The organism is Microvirga vignae (assembly GCF_001017175.1).
Lineage (GTDB): Bacteria > Pseudomonadota > Alphaproteobacteria > Rhizobiales > Beijerinckiaceae > Microvirga > Microvirga vignae.
In genome coordinates this window covers 112,773-132,376 of the sequence record NZ_LCYG01000056.1, presented here as the reverse complement: position 1 = coordinate 132,376, position 19,604 = coordinate 112,773, and the positions used below count along the sequence as shown (strand labels likewise).

Sequence of the window (19,604 nt, the reverse complement as noted above, 5' to 3'; positions counted from 1 at the left end):
CGAACTTCTATCGCATGGACGATATCGAGCTGGCTGCGCGTGATATCCCAGCGGGAGCTGTGTCGATCCTGCTCTCGCACACCCCCGGGACGTATCGCCGGGCGGCACACGCCGCATTCGACCTGATGCTGTGCGGACATACGCATGGCGGCCAGATCTGTCTGCCGGGCGGCATTCCGATCCGCACCGAGACTGTCAGCCCCCGCCGTTTTGTCAGGGGCTCGTGGCGGTATGGCAGGATGATCGGCTATACCTCGACCGGGGCTGGCACCTGCATCGTCGACGCGCGCCTGAACTGCCCGCCCGAGGTGACCCTGCATCGGCTTCGTCGTGTGGCCCCGCTCTGACGTGGCATCGTCAGTAGGGGCGGTCGCGGATCTTCAGCCGGAACAGGATCCGGGACAGGACGATCTCCAGCACGATGAACGCGATCACCAGAACAGCAATGTCAATGCTCGTCAGGTTGAACTGCTCCTTGACAGCCAGAAGCGGCAGCAGGGCCTCAGGGATCTGATCGAGCCCGAAGACTTGGGCATGCAGCGGCAGGTGAAGGCGGCGCTTGACAAAGCTTGAGAAGAGGTCCCCCAGCATGGACATGCCTGCCATCGCAGTGCCTGCGATCCAGTCTATGTGCAGCAGGACTGCCACTCCCGCCGTGCAGACAACCGACAGAATGACACCACGAATGGTTTTGGAAGCTCCGAAGAGAGGTTGGCCGTCAGACAGTGTAAGCCCCCCATCAAGAGGTGTGCTGAAGCGATTCTGGAGCAGCTTCTTGGCAAAGATCGGTGTGCCATTGGCGACCCCGAGGAGCACCAGGAGTTGCAGGCTCAGCATCCAGTCAGCCATGCCGGTCACCACGTCAGAGGGTGTCTCGACGATAAGGGGGAGCAGGCAAAGTTGGTTCAGTAAAGCCCGGGGCGTATTCGGGCAAGGACGGGCGAGGGGCGCGAGCGAGCCAAGGCCAAAGGGATCAGGCTCGGGCGCAGGCCGAAGCTGACGCCGCATCAGAGAAAAGAGGCGCTGGCCCGATGCGACGCTGGCGAGCCTTTGGTTGAGATTGCGCGCTCGTACAAAGTGAGTCACTCAACGATATCGCGGCTGCACACGTCTTGACACCCGGCGGAAAGGAACAGCGATGAACGACCAGCAGGAGCGAGCTGCTGCGGCTGTTATGGCCGGACAAGCTGTCTATACCCGGCGGACACTCGACCTTTACGATCTGGTGGTGCTCGGCCTGTCCAACGCGCTGATCTGGAAATGCCCGACCAGACGTCTGCTCGCCCACTATAATGAGTACGTGGCCGACACGCATCTGGATGTCGGCGTTGGCACAGGCTGGTTTCTCGACCATTGCCGGTTTCCAACAGACAGGCCCCGGATTACCCTGATGGACCTCAATCCAGTCTGCCTTGAGCGGGCCTCAGCTCGCATCGAGCGTTACGCCCCCAAGGTCGTACGGGCCAACGTGCTTGAACCGTTTGAGCTCGAGACCGGTCCTTTTGACTCCATTGGCCTCAACTATCTCCTCCATTGCCTGCCGGGTGCCTTGGAGCGGAAGGCAGTAGTCTTCGATCATCTCAAGCCGTTTCTTGCTCCCGGCGGGGTTGTGTTCGGCTCAACCCTTCTGGCGGAGGGCGTCGAGCGCTCCGGGGCAGCTCGGGCGCTGATGCGCTTCTACAATGCGAAGGAGATATTCTCGAACCAGCAGGACAGCATCGAGGGGCTGCGCCGTGAACTGGCTGCTCGGTTCGAGCAGGTGAGGATGGAGATCATTGGCTGCGCCGCGCTGTTTAGCGCCCGATGACGTAGTCCGACGATCAGGCATGCTCGTCGGCTTCTCTCTGACGATCATCGATGTATCGCCGCCTGCTATTGAAATGATGCCGCTCTTCGGAAGGAGCAAGGTGTTCGTCGAATGCACCTTAAGGTCAATCCTCGGGGGTCTTGTGCGTGAGCCTTCTATGGCTCAGGGCGGTAAAGGCCCCATGAAATAGGTGCGCCGAGGGCCCTATGCCGGTCTTGTATGAAAGGCCGGCCCTCTTGTCGCTGGCAACCTATTGCAAGGGCTGACGGAGATGCCGAATGTATTCGATCAGGCCATTCGTCGAGCTGTCGTGGCTTGTGACGGGCTTATCGCTCTGAAGTTCTGGCAGGATGCGGGAAGCCAACTCCTTGCCGAGTTCGACGCCCCATTGGTCGAAGCTGTTGATCCCCCAGATCGCTCCTTGAACGAAAATCTTGTGCTCATAGAGCGCGATCAGGGAGCCGAGCCTGTGCGGCGTCAGCTTCCGGTACAGGATCGATGTCGTCGGCCGGTTGCCCTCGAATATCCGGTGAGGCACAAGCGCTTCCCGGGCCTCACCCGACAGGCCCCGTTTCTGCAACTCGGCCTTGACTTCGCTCTCGGTCTTGCCGAAGGCGAGAGCTTCAGTCTGAGCCAGGAAGTTGGCGAGAAGCTTCTCGTGATGGTCTCCCAGGGGCGTTTGACTCTCCGCTGCCGCGAGAAAGTCTGCCGGGATCAGCTCCGTGCCCTGATGGAGGAGCTGGAAAAAGGCATGTTGTCCGTTCGTGCCCGGTTCGCCCCAGATGATCGGGCCCGTGGCGTAATCCACCCTGCTGCCGTCGCGCTGCACTGACTTACCGTTGCTCTCCATGTCGCCCTGCTGGAAGTAGGCGGCAAAGCGATGGAGATGCTGATCGTACGGGAGCAGGGCAAGACTCGAAGCGCCGAGAAAGTTGCGATACCAGATGCCGAGCAGGCCCATGATCACGGGCAGGTTCTGATCGAGAGGGGCAGTGCGGAAGTGCCGGTCCATTTCATGAGCGCCCTCGAGCAGTTCGCGGAAGCGATCAAACCCGACGGCCAGGACGATCGGCAGGCCAACCGCGGACCAGACGCTATAGCGTCCTCCGACCCAGTCCCAGAACTCGAACATATTGGCCGTGTCGATGCCGAAACGCGCCACCTCGGCGGCATTGGTCGAGACGGCGACAAAATGCTTGGCGACCGCCTCCTCGCCCAGGGCGCCGGTCAGCCATACCCGGGCGCTGGCAGCATTCGTCATCGTTTCCTGGGTGGTGAAGGTCTTCGATGCGACGATGAAGAGGGTACGCGCAGGATCGAGGTGGGCGAGTGTATGGGTGAGATGTGCCGCGTCGACGTTCGAGACGAAGTGCGGCCGCAGATCCGTCCGCTGATAAGGTTTCAAGGCCTCGCAGACCATGAGAGGGCCGAGATCCGAGCCGCCGATGCCGATATTGACCACATCTGTCATGATCTCGCCGGTGGCGCCGCGCCATTCACCGCTCCGGACACGTTCGGAGAATTGCCGCATCCGCTCGAGGACCGCCATGACGCCAGGCATCACGTCTGCACCGTCCACCATGATCGGTTGATCCGAGCGATTGCGCAGGGCGACGTGCAACACGGCCCGGTTTTCGGTCGTATTGATCTTCTCGCCCGCAAACATCCGGTTGCGCCAACCTTCCACGTCAGCCTGTCGTGCGAGGTCGAGGAGAAGCATCATCGTCTCGGCGGTAATCCGATGCTTGGAATAATCCAGCAGAAGATCACCGAGCCTGATCGAGAAACGATTGAAGCGCTCGGGATCCTGAGCGAACAGCTCGCGCAGATGCAGAGAGCGGACGGCAGCAGAATGGGCCTGAAGTGCCTGCCATGCCGGTAAAGCGGTGAGTGTCGTCATCCGATATGCAGCCAAATGCGATTCCTGCGAGTTCTGGAAGTTAGCGTAGCGCTTTCTTCAGAGCGTCGGGCTGGGGGTTGTGCTCTGCGTTATGGTTCCTTCCGCTCCTTCTTCAACACCCTGCGGAGATTGCCTGCCGGGCAAAAGGATGAGACCGCAGGGGAAGCAGCCGACGTGATGTGCAACTTCATATCACAACACAATCCTGCTAGGCCAACTATCGTCTAAGCTCGCTCCGAAACTACAATTGGTTATACCACTTGTCAGGCGTTTTTTTGTGATCTAGCCTATTGGTATAACCAATAACAAATCACCTAGGAGGAGACGAGAATGCTGAAATCCATGTTCCGTGGCGTCGCCACGGCTGCGCTGATGATGGTTGCGACGGCAGCCGGCGCCCAGACCAACTTCACGCTGTCGACGCCCGATCCGGACAATTCCGAGATCACCCTGGCCGCCAACAAGTTTGCCGAGCTCGTGTCCCAGAAGACTGGCGGCAAGGTGACGGTGAAGGTGTTCCCGAACGGCCAACTCTATGGCGGCGATCCCTCGGCGGCTGTGAAGCAGCTCGCAGGCGGCTCACTCGATATGCTGCTGCTTTCGAGCTCGCTTTATGCCAACTTCAACCCGAAGTTCACGGCAATTTCGGTGCCTTACCTCTTCACTGACACGGCCCAGCTCCGCTCCTACCTGTCGGGGCCCATGGGGCAGGAGCTTATTGCCGATCTGAACAAGATCGGCATCCAGGGACTTGGCATGTGGCCGCGTCCGTTCCGCCAGATGACCAACTCCCGCAAGCCGATTACGGGCCCTCAGGACCTGGCAGGAATGAAATTCCGCGTGCCCAACAATCCGCTCTGGGTCGAGTTCTTCAAGAAGATGGGGGCGGCTCCTACGCCGATGGCTTTCGCCGAGGTTTACAACGGCCTGCAGCTGAAGGTCATCGACGGGCAGGAAAACCCGATCAACATCCCTGTGACGGCCAAGTTCTATGAAGTGCAGTCCTATGCCACCATCACGAACCACATGGCGGATGGTTGGGTGCTTGCTATCAATCCTGCCAAGTACAATGCGCTGCCTGAGGATCAGAAGGCGGCCATCAAGCAGGCGGCTGTCGAGGCCGAGGCATGGAAGGTCGAGAACGATGCCGCCGATGAAAGCAAGTCCATTGCGGCCCTGACCGAGAAGGGCATGAAGGTCGAGCGCCTGACACCCGAGCAGCAGAAGGCCTTTGCAAATGTCGCGAAGGAGCTGTTCCCCACATTCGCGCAACTCGTCAAGGACAAAGCCTTCTTCGACCGCACGATCCAGGCTGTCAGCAAACAGTAAGGCAGCATCATCCAAGAGCGCTGGCCGCGAGTGCGGCCAGCATTTCATTTGGGAGCGAAGCCCTATGGCTCATAAACCGTCCCTTCTTGGCCGATTCGTCAAAATCACAGCCGATTTCGCCGCTGGAGCAACTGCCGCCGGCATTCTGATCGTGGTGCTCATCCAAGTCGTGAGCCGCCTGATCGGCGCGCCAGTTTCCTGGTCCGAAGAGGCCACCCGCTATCTTTTCGTCTGGATGGTTTTCCTTGGACTGGCGGCAGGTTTCCGAACGGTTGAGAGCGCAAGGGTGGTGGTTTTTATCGCCGCAATTCCGAGCGTGTTCCGGCGCCTTGCTGTTCCGATTTATGTCAGCTCCTCAATTCTATTCTTCGTCCTCATGGGATGGACCGGGCTCAGCCTCATCCGTCAGCAGATCATGATGAACGAAGAGACTGCGACGCTGCCTATCCCCATGTGGGTGATCGGGCTGATCATGCCCATCTCCGCCATTCTGGCCATTCTGGCCATCTTTGAATCGCTGAAGACGAACCGGGAACTCATTCAGCTTCCGGAAGTCGGCGCTCCTCCGCAGGTCGAACTCGACGAGACTGACGCCTTCATTTCGAAAGGGCATATGTCGTGAGCATCGCGCTTCTTCTCCTCTTTCTGGGGCTGTCGGCCCTCGGAGTTCCTCTGGCAGTGGCGCTTGGTCTCGCCAGCGTCGCAGTCATCATGATGTTCACCTCGACGCCGATCGACCTGCTGTCGCAAAGCATGTTCTCGGCCATGAACTCCTTCCTGCTCGTGGCCGTGCCGCTCTTCATCCTGGTGGGTCACTTCATGGAGCGGGGTCGTGTGGCCGAGCGCATCTTCGACTTCGCGGAGGCGATGGTCGGCTGGATGCCGGGCGGTCTTGGTCACGTGAACGTCGTCTCTTCCGTCATCTTCGGCGGCATCTCCGGATCCTCCGTTGCCGATATCGCATCTGTGGGCGCCATCGAGATCAAGGCGATGGAGCGGCATGGTTTCCCCAAGGGCTATGCGGTCGGCATGACGCTCGTCACGTCGACGCTATCCTCCATCATCCCGCCGTCCATTCTTGTCGTGATCGCAGGCTCCATCGCCAACGTCTCGATCGGAACCCTGCTCGTGGCGGGTCTGATCCCGGGGCTGTTCATCGCCTTCGTGTTCATGGTGTTCAATCACTTCTACGCGGTCCACCACGGCTACAATCCGCCGACGCCGTTCAATTTCCGCCTCGTGGTAACGACAGGGCTTCGCGCGATCCTGCCGATGCTGACGCCCGTCATCCTGCTCGGCGGCATCGTCAACGGCTTCTTTACGCCCACGGAAGCCGCCGCCATCGCGGTGGTCTACACAATGTTCCTGTCGGTCATCGTCTATCGCACGATTCCGCCCGCCGAGATTTGGAACATCTTCGTCGAGACGGCCCGTGCTTCCGGTACGATCCTGTTCATCGCAGCGACCGCAAAGCTCGCCGCCTGGGTATTCGCCTTCGACGGATTGCCGGTTCAAGTCGCCGAGTTCCTGGCCAGTATCAGCACCGGTCCGACAATGGCACTGTTCCTCATCTTCCTGTTCCTCATCGTGGTTGGAATGTTCATGGATGCGATTGCGGCCATGTTCATCCTCATCCCGGTGCTGCTGCCGCCAGCGCTCAAGGTAGGCATCGACCCGATGCACTTCCTGATCGTGACGGTCGTTACGCTCACTCTGGGCTTGGTGACGCCGCCTGTTGGCGTCTGCCTCTACGCGGTCGCTCAGGTCGCCAAGATGTCGATTGAGGACGTCATTCGCGGATCGATGGTGCCGGTCCTGATTCTGACCGCCGCGATCCTGGCTCTGGTCCTGTTCCCGGTCCTGACCTTGGGGCCAATCAGGCTCCTCGGTCTCTACTGACCGCAATCAGGAAACGGAGGGCCGGGTGCGTCAGCGTCCGGCCCTTTGCGCTTCCCGGCGAGGACGGGAAGCCGGCTCATCCGGCGATCCAGATCCCACATGCAGCGGATGGATCGCCACAGCTGACTGACAGAAAGTGGTGTCGCATGACTGAAGCCTTGTCCGGTGCGCCGGCCCGCATCGTCTTCCTCGACCGTGATACGCTCTCGCCGGAAACGAAACTGCGGACGCCGTCCTTCCCGCACGAATTCGTCGCCCATGGCAGGACCTTACCTGAGGAGGTTGCCTCGCGCATTGCCGATGCCGACATCGTCATCACCAATAAGTCTCCCGTCAGACGCGAGGCCATCGCTCAGGCTCCGAACCTGAAGCTTGTAGCCGTCGCCGCCACTGGATACGATGTTGTTGACGTCTCGGCCTGCGCGGAGCGCGGCATCGCTGTGTGCAACATCCGCAATTATGCGGTGAATACGGTTCCTGAGCATACTTTCGCACTGATCTTGGCGCTGCGCCGCAGTATCCTGGCCTATGCGGAGGCTGTCCGTAGGGGGCGCTGGCAGGAGGCTGGCCAGTTCTGCTTCTTCGATTATCCGATCAAGGATCTCGCCGGTTCGACGCTCGGCATCGTCGGCGACGGCGTGCTGGGACGGGCGGTGGCCGATCTTGGACGCGCCTTCGGCATGCGGGTGCTGTTCTCGGCCTACAAGGGCTCAAACGGGATGGGGCCGCTCTACACGCCTTTCGAGGAAGTTCTGCGCCAGAGCGATATTATCACGCTGCACTCGCCGCTGCTGCCCTCGACCCGCAACATGATCGCTGCACCCGAATTCGCGCTGATGGAGCGCCGGCCGCTGCTCATCAACACGGCGAGAGGAGGGCTCGTGGACGAGGCGGCCCTGGCGGATGCGCTCACCACAGGCCAGATCTCCGGCGCCGCCTTCGACGTGGTCACGGCAGAGCCGCCTGCACCCGATCATCCGTTCATGCGCCTGCTCAATCGGCCCGACTTCATCCTGACTCCTCACGTAGCCTGGGCCAGCAGCGAGGCGGTCCAAGGCCTCACGGATCAACTGTTCGAAAACATCGACCTATTCTGGGCCGGAACCCCGAGAAATTTAGTGGCCTGACAATTGGTTTAACCAATTGCGTATTTCCAGCTATGGGGTTATATAATTGGTATAACCAAATAGCGGTTGTCTCGTCGGAACCTCCGACCATGCACTAGGGAGTCCCCATGTTTCTCGGCAAAGAAGTTCGTCTCAGCCGGATTGTGAATCGTAAGTCCGGTCGCATGCTCGCCATCACGGTTGACCACCCGATCACCCGCGGGATGATGCCAGGGCTCGTGGACATCCGGTCGGTGATGAAAAAGGTTGTGGCTGGCAGCCCGGACGCGATCACGATGCACAAAGGCATCGCCGAGAAGGTGTTTGCTCCTTACGCCGGGCAGTCTTCGATCATCCTGAAGGCCAGCGCCTATTCGGTGCAGTACCATCCAACCTACGACACGCCTGTTGCGGACGTGGAGGAGGCGGTGCGGTTCGGTGCTGACGCCATTTCGGTGGGCTGCATCGTCGGCGGCCCCGATCAGGCCCAGCAGCTGACCTTCCTGGGCAAGATCTCGAAGGAAGCTGCCTCTGCCGGCATGCCGCTTGTCGCGCACATCTACCCGAAGGGCGCCCTCATCAAGGATCAGCATGACGCCCAGGTCCTGGCCTATGCGGTTCGCGCAGGCGCTGAGCTTGGTGTCGATATCGTCAAGACCATGTGGTCCGGCTCGGCCGAGAGCTTCCGCTCGGTTGTCGATGCCTGCCCGTCCATCGTGGCGCTCGCCGGCGGCGAGATGGGTGAGACGTTGGAGGACTATCTGCGCATGACCCGCGAGGCACTCGATGTCGGCATGCGCGGCGTCACTTATGGCCGTTTCGTGTGGTCTCACCCGCACACCTCCGCCGTCATCAAGGCTCTGTCGGCCCTGATGCACGATGACGCCAGTGTCGAGGGAGCTCTCAGGGTCTATGATCGTGCTCTCGAGGAAGAGAAGGACCTCCAGAGATGAAGGCCGCCGTTCTTCGTGCTCCCGACGACGTCGTCCTGCAGGATGTCGCAACCCCGTCCGCTGGGCCGGGCGAGCTGATCCTGAAGGTAAAGGCTGCGACCGTATGCGGGACCGACATCCGCATTCTCCGCGGTCGCAAGACCAAGGGTGTCCGGTTCCCGTCCGTTCTCGGCCATGAATTCGCGGGCGAGGTGGTCGAAGTGGGGGCTGGTGTCTCGCAGTTCTCCTGTGGCGATCCGGTGTCGGTCAATCCTGTCATTCCCTGCCGCAAATGCGCTTACTGCAAGACGGGCCGGGAGAATGTCTGCCAGAACCGTCAGGCCATCGGATACGAGTTCGACGGGGCCTATGCCGAATACCTGAAGGTGCCGGCGCTTGCGCTGGAATCCGGCAATGCCGTGCGCATTCCGCAAGGCATGCCCTACGAGGCGGCTGCGCTTGCGGAGCCGCTGGCGTGCTGCATCAACGGGTTGCGGAATGTGGGCGTGGAACTCGGCGATGTCGTGGTCATCCTCGGGGCGGGGCCGATCGGCCTCATGCACGCGGCGCTCGCACGCCGGGCTGGCGCGCGACTCGTCATCATGAGCGAGCCCAACGAGATGCGCCGACAGGCAGCTCTCGACCGCGGCGTGGACATCGCCTGCGATCCGACCAAGGAGGATCTGGCGCAGGTGATCCGCGGCGTGACCGATGGTCTCGGCGCGGATGTGGTGATCCTGGCAATCGGTGTTCCGGCGCTTGCCAACGAGGCGCTGAAGCTCGTGCGCAAGGGTGGACGCGTCAATCTGTTCGCAGGCTTCTCGGCTGGCGACATGGCGACTTTCGACGTCAATCTCGTGCACTACAACGAGATTATCGTGACCGGAGCCAGCGCGCTGCGCCGACAGGATTACGAGACGGCTCTCAAGCTGCTCGCTGGCGGGCTCATTGATGCCAACTCGCTCGTGACCCATCGCTTCGAACTGGCTGACGCCGTCGAGGCGCTGAAGGAAGCGGAGAGCGGGCGGGCTTTGAAGGTGGCAATCCGTAATGACTGAAGTCTTCCTCGGAGTCGATGCAGGAACAAGCGGGATCAAGGTTTGCGCCTTTACACGCGAGGGTCGCCTTGTTGCCAAGGCTCACCGAACGGTTCCCGTTATTACGCCTTACCCGCTTTGGGCCGAAATCGACCCCGAACGCTACTGGGTGGCGACCGCCGATGCCATTCGGGAGGTGGCGGCCCGCGTCCCGTCAATCGTGTCCATCGGGCTTGCCACGACCTGCCCGACGACCATCCTTCTCGATGAGGATGGCCAAGCGGTGCGGCCGGGTATTCTCTATCTCGATGGTCGCGCCCAGGCGCGTCTTGACGAGGTGGTCGGCCCCGACAGCGCAGCCTATATGCAGCAGACCGGAAATCGAGCGAGCACGTCGACCTGCTGGGCCGCCAATCTGACCTGGATTCGCGAGCATGAGCCGGCGGGATGGGCGAGGGCGCGGCGTATTACCATGCTCAATGGTTTCCTGGCTCGCCGCCTTGGCGGTCGGGATGGCATCGAACCGACCCAGGCCTCCTATTCGGGTTTGATGCGGATCGGCGATTCCGAGCCGCGTTGGAACCATGATCTCCTGGCGCTGTGGGGACTCGAAGCGACAATCCTGCCCGAGATCAGCACCTGCACGGACATGATCTGCCGGGTGACTGACGGAGCCTCCGCGCTGACGGGAATTCCTGCGGGCACGCCTGTGGCTCTCGGTGCTGCCGATACGGCCGCGGCTTCCTTCGCGGTCGGTCTGATGAACAGTGGCGAGGTTTTCGAATCCGTCGGCACGTCAGGGGTCATCACCTTCTGCCTGGACCGTCCCGACTTCGAGCCGTCCTTCCTGCATCGCCAGCATATTGTGCCTGGCCGTTGGCTCGCCCATGGGGCAATGTCAACATTGGGCGGTGCTTTCGGCTGGCTCAACAACAAGGTCTGGCCAGAACTCAAGACCCTTGCTGAGCTGGAGCATCTGGCGCAAGAGTCGGTTCCAGGAGCCAACGGCCTCTTGTTCCTGCCCTACCTTGCGGGCGAGCGCAGCCCCATCTGGGATGCGGAGGCGAGCGGAAGCTGGCTCGGGCTTCTCCTCCGACACAGCCGTCAGGACATGGTGCGCGCCGTCTTCGAAGGGACGACCTTCGGTCTGCGGCAGATTCTGGAACGGGGCTCGGCCAAGTGGAGCAAGCGTCCGGAGCACATGCTCAGCGTGGGCGGCGGGGCGCGGAACCGGTTCTGGGGGCAAATGAAAGCGGATGTCCTCAAGCTCGATTACATCATGTCCGATATGCCTGACGCTGCCGCATTAGGGGCCGGCTTGCTCGGCGCCATAGCTGCAGGGTTGTTCACGGGCAGCCAAGATGCGGAACTTCCGTTGATATCGGCCAATGCCACCGCTATCCGGCCCGGATCCCAGCGGACGATTGAGATCTACGACCGCATGTTCAGGATCTTCGACGCTGCCTACCCCCAGATGCGCGACTTGATGCATGCTCTTGCAGATCGTAGTTCTGGCCAGTACGCAGATGAGGGCTCGAGGCGCCATCTTGCGGCGCGGGCTACTGGGTAAAAGGAACTGCGGGTTTCGATGACCGACGGCGAAGACGATATTCTTGCGCGTGTCATTGACATCGCAATGGAGCTCAGGCCCGACAGCAGCGGGCGGATCAAGCTCCCTACAGAGCGTGAGTTGGCGGACCAGCTCGGCATCCAGCGCCCGACTCTGCGGGACAGGCTGACCGTCCTTGAAACGCTTGGGCTGCTCCAGCGCGTCCAGGGCAGCGGGACCTATCTGGCGCTGCCGAACTCGCGGTTCCTGCAATTCTACTTCGGTGTTGCCCTTAAGCTCGGCTTCATTTCGATTGACCAGATCCAGAGTGCCATGGAGATGATCGGGCGGGAGATGGCAGGTGCGGCTGCGATCCAGGCAAGCACCGCTGATCTCGAGACCCTCGACGATCTGATCGACCAGATTGCCGAGTCAGACTCCTTGGAAGATGTTGTCGAGCTTCAGTTTGAGCTTCATGCGACCCTTGCCAGAGCGTGCCGCAATCCCGTGATTGTCATTGTCATCGATGGCCTCTCGTCCGTAATTCGGTCGGTCATTGCGAACAAGGTCAGGATCATCTCCATGGTCCGCGGCGCTTTCGAGCGGAACATCGAGGCTTATCGAGCACTTGTTCAGGCTCTGCGGGATCGCGAACCGGAACTGGCGCGCGAGGCTATTCAGGAGTGTTACTGGTTGTGGCGTCGTGAGGAGTCGAAGATCTCGATCCTTAACATCAACGAGTGACGACTGGCCGAACATTCTTGGCTGACAACGACTCGACGAGTTCCACGCGCAACTGGATTGCCGAGGACACCCTGGAAACGAACGCACCCTTGCGTCACTCGCGGGAGCTTAATGCTTCCTGCTAATTCGCAGGTCTCGCACAAACGGTAAATTGGAGTGGGTGGCAATGACTGATCCTAAGCCGTGTCCGGTTTGCAGAGGAGTTAAATTTGGCATCAACTGCCTCGAATTGTACGGACAGTACGAAGCACATTATTTTTGCCTTGATTGCGAGAGTGAAGACTCACCACAGGGCCCTTTGTCAGATCCGTGCGGTACGGCGGCAGAGGCGGAAGAGGCGGCTCTTCGCGCTTGGAACCATTTCGTGTCCGACTATCTCGACAATAAGGTGGCCTAACTTCTCTGACTTGTGCGATTCTTCGCCTGGGCCAAGTTTCTCGTGCTGAAGCGACCCTGTTTCGAGAGCGAGCAAATACTCAGGTCTTTTCCACTAACACATTTGATCTCTGCCACTCTCTCCTGCGGCCATGTCGAGCTATCAATGCATACAGTCTGAAAGAACAAAGGTTTCTTCTTGCAGCCCAGAAACGGCCTGCGTTGCCTGTTTGCTCAGGTAAGCTTCCTGCCGGCACGTGCAAGGTGCTCATTCAGCATACGCTCGCCCCTAAGCTGGTTCGCATAGGCCGTAGCGTTCACGAGACGCATGAAAACGCGGAGAATGGTCGCTACGATCATGGCAGTTGTCCTTACAGCAGATCTCTCAGAGATCGGAGCGCAGAACTGCGCCCCCTGACGTTCAGATAGTTTCGATTGCTGCTGTGCGGTAGATAGGTCAGCTCACATGAGCTTGCGCCAATGGCATGACGTTATATAGAACAATTTTGTAGAATCCAGATGGAGATCCGCCAGGGTCCAGTAGCGCATCTTTGCACTTCAAATTTCCATTTTGGGCACTGGGCGGGCCCTGCGCCTTGGTCAGCTTGTGAGCGGTAAGCGGACGCTCAAAAAGGGCAGGAGCCTCCTCCTTTGACCCAAAGCCGACTTTCGATCGGTCAATCAAGAGTGGTGTCCCGTAAAACGAGCCAACAGGCCAACAAGCTGGGCTTGATGGTTGGTGCCTGTCTTCGCGAAGATAGATTTCAGATGGAAACGCACTGTCTGGGCGCCGATCTGGTGCTGCGTGGCAATCTGTTGTGTATCCAATCCCTGAACAAGCCCTGTGGCCACCCGCAGTTCGGCAGGTGTGAGCTGAAACATCTCTTGTTAGAGCTTCGAGGCCAGCGGCTGGCTCTGGGTCAGATCACTGATGAGAAGGAGTCCGCATGCGCCCTGAAAAGATATCCGAAGCCTGACGGACGATAGGGTAGGAATGTATGAGAAGCGGAAGATTGTTCTTCCGAAGAAGCAAGATCGAGGTCAGCGAAGTGGCGTCGTGGTTCAGGACCAATCCCTTCATGCCGGCAATAAGCTCTTGCAGAGACTTGTTCGCGTCGTGGTGCGATGCTCACAGTCGCGATGCGACGACATGCAGATGATAGCCCAGGTAGGTCTCTGCCTGCCTATTCATGCGGATGACACGGCCGAGATGGTCGATCAGCACGGCTCCAAAGCCAAACCACAACAGCGACGGAGGGCTCGACCGTCCGCCGCCTGCAGCGTCCGGTCGTCTGGTTCTCAATCGACAGCGACTTGGACTCACCGCTGATCCATTTCCTGGATGATGCGCGCTTCTACTCAAAGCCCGGATCCGCTCGCGCGGCAGTGATGACATCCGGCCAGTCTCAGTTCCCGATCAACCTTTCGGAGATGGGCGGAAAACTTGTGCCGGCCCAGAAGGATGCGGCGGGCCGTACCATCCTCAGCAATGAGAGCATTCGCGGTTTCACGCGCGGGCGTTCAATGGTAAGGACGGGCGTGTCGTTTATTCGCTGATGGGATACAAGCAGGCAATCAGCTCTATGGCGGCGACCTGTGGTCGGCCCGAGCTTGCCGATAAGCTGGTCTGGTGACCAGATGAGCCGTTGCATCGGCGTAGGTCACACGAGACCTACCCGATAGGGTGACCACGAGCGCAATATGGTGCGGGACTGGCAGGAAACTCTGATCCTGAGAGGGAGTCCTATCGAATGCCGATCCTGAGCCCAAGGATTTTCGGGAGTTTGGCAACGGCTCGAGCCAAGGCAGGAGCGTGAAGGTCCTGCTCGTCGGCCTCTTCGCACGCGAGAATGGCGGAGCGGATGACGCTGGCGCCGGTAAAACGGAACGGCTCAGGCGGCAGCTGCGGCAGTGATCGCGTGCAGAACGGCAGCGTTGACCAGCGATCCTCCTCGTTGAGGACCAACGATGCGAGGCACTGCCCGGCAATATAGGTGGCGTTCACGCCATGTCCCGAGAAGCCGCAGGCATAGTGGATTCGCGTATCGGGTATGGTCTTGAAGAAAGGAAGGCGGTCGGCGGAAACATCAATCGCGCCGCCCCAGGCGCGGGCCAGCGGGACCTCCTGCAATCCGGGAAGCAGCCGACGAAGCCCTGCCTCCGCCCGTCCGATGCTTGCTCTGTCATGGGTAAGATGCCGCGCCTGCGCATCATCGCCGTAGCCTACCGGTCCGGATCCAGATCCCATCAGGACGCGGCCGTCCGGTGTCTTGCGGAAGTAATGCAGGAACATGCGCAGATCCGCGAGGCCTTCATCGCCCTTCCAGCCCATGGCAGCCAGCTGTTCCGGCGCAGGCTCTGTCATGACGACATAACTGGAAAAGAGGCTGACATGCGGCCGGATCTCCCGCCGCTCGCTCAGTGCGGCATTGGTTGCGAGCACGACCTCGCGAGCGACGATGAGGCCGCGGGGGGTCTTGATCCGGCATGGATGCCCCGGATCGACACTCAACATCGGCGTATTCTCGAAAAGAGCGACCCCGCGGTCGATTGCAGCCTGCCGAAGTGCGCGTGCCAAGCGAGCAGGATGCACCGTCGCTGCATCGGGATAGAAGAGGCCTCGCCGGAACACCGGTGACATACAGCGCGCCTGAACCTCTTCCGCAGAAAGGACCGCAACATGATCTTCCGCACCCAGTTCGCGGGCGTGCCGCATGACGTCCGCGATCTTCTCCTCCTGCTGCGAAGTGGTGGCGACCACGAGATTGCCTCCCTCCCGCCACCAGATGTCGCGATCGCATTCGGAAGCGAAGGTCCGGATACCGTCCTGAGCCCAGTCGCCGGCCCTGGCGATCGCAAGAGCGCCGTCCCGTCCGAGGGCCTGAACGGCGGTGCCCAGAGAGGACCAGTAGCCGTGAACCTTTCCGCCATTCTTGCCACTCGCGCCGGAGCCGCAGATCGCCGCCTCGATCAGCACGACGGAAAGGCCGGGACGGCGGCTCTTGAGAGTAAGCGCGGTCCAAAGCCCGGCGAATCCGCCGCCGACAATGGCGACATCGGCCTTGCATTCTCCCTCGAGCGGCGCGGCGGCAGGCACGCTGCCCTCGTTCTTCAGGGCTTCATCAAGCCACCAGGAGCAATCGGACGGATCGATGGAGGGCAGGAAGGGTCTCATGGTGAAAACGCCGTAAAGTGCCGCGCCAAACCTTGGAACACTGCAAGCGCGGGCGCTGGGCGGCGCGGCAGCGGGAAGCTCGGCGTCAATCTTGTTTCTGTAGCCTCGTGCGCAGGTCCTGCATCGAACGGTGGACCTCCTCAAGGTCGGCCACAGCGAAGCCCTCCGCCAAGACGGGGGAGTGCTGAGCCAGGCGCTCGCGCAAGACACCCGTGTAGCGCACCTGCCCATCCGGACCGACGACGAGGCCATTGTCTTCCTCGAAGCGTCCGTTCCACGCCACGGCCTCCTCCTGTGACAGAGATGGCGGCAGATTGAGAGAGAGGATGCCGCCGGCCAGTTGCACCGGATAGCCTCCCGGCAGGCCGTGAGGGCCTGGAACATGGCCGGTCCATGGGCGTCCTTCCGCGAGGGCGAGGATCAGCGGCACGCCGCTGGCGCCGGAGATGTCGATGACCGGCTCCGGCGTCAGCTTCACATGGCGAAACGCGCCGAACACATCACCGATCTCCTCGTCATCGATCCAGACCCTTGGTGCCGTTCCCGAGCGCGTTCCGGCAGGGCGGCGCCACGTTCCGAGGTTCTGATAATGGGCAAGAACCTTGATGCGGCTTCTCTCCATCAGATTATGATCGGCCGCGAAGGCATTGGACAGGATCGCGACATTGCCCATGCCGCAAGTGACCTGGTGACCGAGCGCCTTGATCAATCCGTTCACCACGTCCGGAAAGCTGCAATTGATCAGGGGAGCGGTGCTCCCGAGACGCGTCATGGCCGCCGCCACACGGGTGCTGAGAAGCGCCTGGAAGACCGCGGTCGCACTCAATCCGCCCTCGGCGACGAGTCTGCTCCAGGCATCGCCCGATCCCGCGATCACGGACGAAGTTTGCACGGAAGCCGCCTGCACGACCACGTTCGGCGCTGTCTCTTCGAGCATTTCGACGGCAGCGCCCTCGGCGAGAAGATCGGTCTCACGCGGAACGACGGTCACAGGCGTGCCGAAGATCGCCGCACGGGCACCCGCCGCGACCTTCAGCCATTGCAGGCGCTCGCGGTTGCGTCCTGCCAGGACCACGCGGGTGGGAGCCGTCGCGGTGGCTGCGATGTCGAACAGGATGCGGGCAGCGAAAGCGCCGGTTCCGGTCAGGAGGATGGTGGATTCCGTCGTCATCTCAGATCCCTTGAGCGAGCCTATCCCAGCAATCGTCGAGACGCTTGGACAGCTTGTGCTTCATGATGCGCTGGCTCGGCGTGCGCTCGAACTCGTCGACGACGGCGATGTAGCGTGGGTTTTGGTAAGAGGCGAGGCGAGTAGAAAGCCAGGCGGAAATCTCTGCGGGCTCCACGTTGGTTCCTGCCTTCGGTTTGATGAAGAGCTTGATGTCCTGCTCGCCGACATCCGCCGCGACGCCGATCATGGCGCAATCCTCGACAGACGGATGATCGGCGGCTACGCGTTCGACTTCCCAGGCAGACACGTTCTCGCCGCGGCAGCGGACGCTGTCGGTCATGCGGCCATGAAAGATCAGGTTGCCTTCCGGGTCGTAGGAGCCGAGATCGCCTGTGTGCAGGGCACCGTTTCGAAGAGCCTTCTCGGTCGCGTCAGGATTGTTGAAATAGCCTGGAAAAAGCGCACCCGGTGTTGAAGTGCGCACCACGATTTCTCCCCGCTCGCCCAGCGGCACGGGATGACCGTCGGCGCCGAGGAGTTCTACCGTGAACCACGGCACCGGGTTTCCGACGGAGCCGATGACTCCCTTGTCGTTGAAGGTGGTGATGCTGGAGGCCTCGGTCATCCCGTAGCACTCCCGGATCTGAACTCCGAACCGGTCCTGGAACGCGTTCCAGATTTCACCCGGGCAACCTCCGCCCCAGGCGATCCGCACACCATGGTCACGGTCCATCGGCGATGGAGGCTGCTTGAGAAGGATCTGCAGGATGCCGCCGAGATAATGGATGTGCGTTGCGCGGTATTCCCGCACTTGGCTCCAGAAGCGGCTCGCGCTGAAGCGATCCACCATGGCAAGGACCACGCCGTGGGTCATCGGCAGGCCGAGGAGCTGAGCCCCGCCGATATGGTAGAGCGGCTCCCACACGAACATCACGTCGTCTGCCCGGGCGGCCGCGACGAGGCCGACCGCCTCTCCCGCCAGCCGTATCATCTGGTTGGAGACGATCACGCCTTTCGGCTGGCCGGTCGTGCCGGAGGTATACATGATGGCGAAGGGCGCATCCATGGCGGGGGCCGGCTCCATAAAGGGTGTTCCGGTGCTCAGAACCTCGGCCAGGCGTGGATGATCCTCATCCTTCCCATGAACGAGGAAGCCCTGTCGAGGATGCTCCGCGCCGCATTCGACAATCGTCGGCAGGTGCTCGGCATCGGCAATCACGAGGACTGGCTTCGAATGGTTGACGATGTATTGCAAGCCAGGGCCACGCTGCTGAGCATTGAGCGGCACCCAGACCAGACCGGCCTTGGCGAGTCCGAATACCACCGCAAGAGTTTCCACGCTGTTGCGCATCATCACCGCAACATGCTCGCCTGATTGCAAACCGCGGGAACGCAGCCAGGCTGCCAAAGCTGCGGACTGGGAATCAAGCATGGCGAAAGTGATGGGTTCGCCGTTGAAGCGGGCGAAGACTCCGTCAGGATTCTTCTCGGCATGCAAGCGCAAAAGGTTAGCGAGACTGGTACCGGCGAGTGACATCGAGATCTCTTAGATAGCGGGTTTTAAGTCGTACGGCGGAAGCGTTCAGCGAGGAGAAGGAGGACGGTCACGATCACGAAGACAACGACAGACACCGCAGCGAGAGTCGGATTGAGCTGCAGGATCATGTCGTCCCACATCTGTTTGGGAAGCGTCGTCTTGATCCCACCGCTGACGAAGATCGCAATCGTGAGCTCGTCGAAGGAGGTGATGAAGGCGAACAGGAAGGCCGCGACCAATCCTCCCTTCACGAGGGGAACCGTGACGAGAAGCAGGGTCTTGAGCCGGTTGGCTCCAAGCACCGCCGCCGCCTGATCGAGACGCCAGTCGTAATTCTTCAGGATCGCCGTGATGGTCACGAAGGCGAAGGGGAGGGCGAGGACGGTATGACCGATCACCAGACCCAGATCCGTCGCGACGAGGCCGATCTGAGCGAAGAGATAAAACAGACCGACCGCGATGATGATGCGCGGGACGATCAAGGGAGCAAGGAACGTCGCAAAGACAACTCCGCCCCAGCGGGTGTTGGAGCGCGCCAGCGCCAGTGCCGCCAGCCCGCCGATGAGGGTCGCACAGACTGCGGTCGCGGCAGCCACGCCGAAGGAGCGCAATGTGGCGGAAAGCGGCCGAGCACGACCATCCAGGCGAAGGTCTTCACGAGATAGCTTGTCCAGAACGGCACCATTACGAGCAGCACCATGCGCTCTCGCAATCCTTCCCGCAGCCCGGCCAGCCAATAGGCCAGAGGATAGCCGAGGAGCACCGAGAACAGCGCCGTATTGGCGGCGATCTTGAACGTGATGCCCAGCACCTGAAGATACACGTCCGTGTTCGCGATGCGGGCATAACTCGCGATGCTGAGGGCGCCGCTCGCCGGATCCTGCACGCTCAGAGCCAGAAGGCGCAGGACCGGGTACAGGAAGAAGACGGCCAGGAACGCAAGCCCCGGCGCTGCCAGCCAGAGCGCATTGGGACGGAACAGGCGCTGGCGCAACGGGAGGGCGGAGGCGGTGATTGCTGTCATGCCTGCGATTCCTTTAGCG

The 19,604-nt window shown here is 61.0% G+C and carries 19 protein-coding genes and 1 pseudogene; 11 read left to right on the top strand and 9 right to left on the bottom strand.

Annotated features, from left to right (window positions below; all coding sequences use genetic code 11):
• Nucleotides 1-347, top strand: a pseudogene (locus AA309_RS21175) (metallophosphoesterase); the annotation flags it as partial.
• A gap of 10 nt (nt 348-357) precedes the next feature.
• Here the strand turns inward: AA309_RS21175 and AA309_RS21170 are convergent.
• The gene (locus tag AA309_RS21170) at nt 358-837 is read right to left on the bottom strand and encodes a CDP-archaeol synthase (RefSeq protein WP_047191016.1); all 480 of its coding nucleotides are present in this window, start codon (nt 835-837) and stop codon (nt 358-360) included.
• Between the two features lie 87 nt (nt 838-924).
• On the opposite strand from AA309_RS21170, the gene AA309_RS37815 reads away from it, so the two are divergent.
• Complete coding sequence (locus AA309_RS37815) at nt 925-1,116, top strand: helix-turn-helix domain-containing protein (protein ID WP_200902023.1); 192 nt, start codon at nt 925-927, stop codon at nt 1,114-1,116.
• A gap of 22 nt (nt 1,117-1,138) precedes the next feature.
• Nucleotides 1,139-1,807: a class I SAM-dependent methyltransferase gene (locus AA309_RS21165; RefSeq protein ID WP_047190990.1), complete on the top strand. Its 669-nt coding sequence runs from the start codon at nt 1,139-1,141 to the stop codon at nt 1,805-1,807.
• A gap of 250 nt (nt 1,808-2,057) precedes the next feature.
• On the opposite strand, the gene pgi is transcribed toward AA309_RS21165, so the two are convergent.
• Nucleotides 2,058-3,707, bottom strand: a complete 1,650-nt coding sequence (gene pgi, locus AA309_RS21160; protein WP_047190989.1) for a glucose-6-phosphate isomerase — start codon at nt 3,705-3,707, stop codon at nt 2,058-2,060.
• Between the two features lie 330 nt (nt 3,708-4,037).
• Between pgi and AA309_RS21155 the strand changes: the two genes are divergently transcribed.
• The 8 genes from AA309_RS21155 to AA309_RS21120 all read left to right on the top strand — a co-directional run bounded on the left by AA309_RS21155 (nt 4,038) and on the right by AA309_RS21120 (nt 12,303).
• Entirely contained in the window at nt 4,038-5,036 is a 999-nt protein-coding gene (locus tag AA309_RS21155) for a DctP family TRAP transporter solute-binding subunit (protein WP_047190988.1), read from the top strand.
• Nucleotides 5,037-5,100: 64 nt separating this feature from the next.
• On the top strand, nt 5,101-5,658 hold the full coding sequence (locus AA309_RS21150) for a TRAP transporter small permease (RefSeq protein ID WP_047190987.1): 558 nt from the start codon (nt 5,101-5,103) through the stop codon (nt 5,656-5,658).
• Entirely contained in the window at nt 5,655-6,935 is a 1,281-nt protein-coding gene (locus AA309_RS21145; RefSeq protein ID WP_047190986.1) for a TRAP transporter large permease, read from the top strand. Before AA309_RS21150 ends, AA309_RS21145 begins: the two co-directional genes overlap by 4 nt.
• 146 nt (nt 6,936-7,081) lie before the next feature.
• A complete protein-coding gene (locus AA309_RS21140; protein ID WP_047190985.1) occupies nt 7,082-8,062 on the top strand; it encodes a D-2-hydroxyacid dehydrogenase in 981 nt (326 codons plus the stop codon).
• A gap of 107 nt (nt 8,063-8,169) precedes the next feature.
• Complete coding sequence (locus AA309_RS21135) at nt 8,170-8,994, top strand: class I fructose-bisphosphate aldolase (protein WP_047190984.1); 825 nt, start codon at nt 8,170-8,172, stop codon at nt 8,992-8,994.
• Nucleotides 8,991-10,031 carry a zinc-dependent dehydrogenase gene (locus AA309_RS21130; protein ID WP_047190983.1) on the top strand — a complete coding sequence of 347 codons (1,041 nt, stop codon included), beginning with the start codon at nt 8,991-8,993 and terminating at the stop codon, nt 10,029-10,031. The genes AA309_RS21135 and AA309_RS21130 overlap by 4 nt, the downstream gene beginning before the upstream one ends.
• A complete protein-coding gene (locus tag AA309_RS21125; RefSeq protein WP_052954905.1) occupies nt 10,024-11,580 on the top strand; it encodes a xylulokinase in 1,557 nt (518 codons plus the stop codon). Before AA309_RS21130 ends, AA309_RS21125 begins: the two co-directional genes overlap by 8 nt.
• A gap of 18 nt (nt 11,581-11,598) precedes the next feature.
• Entirely contained in the window at nt 11,599-12,303 is a 705-nt protein-coding gene (locus AA309_RS21120) for a FadR/GntR family transcriptional regulator (protein ID WP_047190982.1), read from the top strand.
• A gap of 609 nt (nt 12,304-12,912) precedes the next feature.
• Here AA309_RS21120 and AA309_RS37275 read toward each other — a convergent pair.
• From AA309_RS37275 to AA309_RS36665, 7 genes are all read right to left on the bottom strand, one after another.
• Complete coding sequence (locus AA309_RS37275) at nt 12,913-13,038, bottom strand: hypothetical protein (RefSeq protein ID WP_280136917.1); 126 nt, start codon at nt 13,036-13,038, stop codon at nt 12,913-12,915.
• Nucleotides 13,039-13,359: 321 nt separating this feature from the next.
• On the bottom strand, nt 13,360-13,560 hold the full coding sequence (locus AA309_RS21115; protein WP_052954904.1) for a helix-turn-helix transcriptional regulator: 201 nt from the start codon (nt 13,558-13,560) through the stop codon (nt 13,360-13,362).
• Nucleotides 13,561-14,422: 862 nt separating this feature from the next.
• Nucleotides 14,423-15,853: an NAD(P)/FAD-dependent oxidoreductase gene (locus AA309_RS21105; protein WP_047190980.1), complete on the bottom strand. Its 1,431-nt coding sequence runs from the start codon at nt 15,851-15,853 to the stop codon at nt 14,423-14,425.
• An 85-nt stretch (nt 15,854-15,938) separates the two neighbouring features.
• Complete coding sequence (locus AA309_RS21100) at nt 15,939-17,024, bottom strand: hypothetical protein (protein ID WP_047190979.1); 1,086 nt, start codon at nt 17,022-17,024, stop codon at nt 15,939-15,941.
• A 1-nt stretch (nt 17,025) separates the two neighbouring features.
• Nucleotides 17,026-18,561: an AMP-binding protein gene (locus AA309_RS21095; protein ID WP_047190978.1), complete on the bottom strand. Its 1,536-nt coding sequence runs from the start codon at nt 18,559-18,561 to the stop codon at nt 17,026-17,028.
• 23 nt (nt 18,562-18,584) lie between these two features.
• Nucleotides 18,585-19,157 (bottom strand): ABC transporter permease, encoded by a 573-nt coding sequence (locus AA309_RS36670; RefSeq protein ID WP_244470432.1) that lies wholly within the window; start codon nt 19,155-19,157, stop codon nt 18,585-18,587.
• Complete coding sequence (locus AA309_RS36665; protein ID WP_052954902.1) at nt 19,040-19,585, bottom strand: ABC transporter permease; 546 nt, start codon at nt 19,583-19,585, stop codon at nt 19,040-19,042. Before AA309_RS36665 ends, AA309_RS36670 begins: the two co-directional genes overlap by 118 nt.
• Nucleotides 19,586-19,604 lie beyond the last annotated feature (19 nt).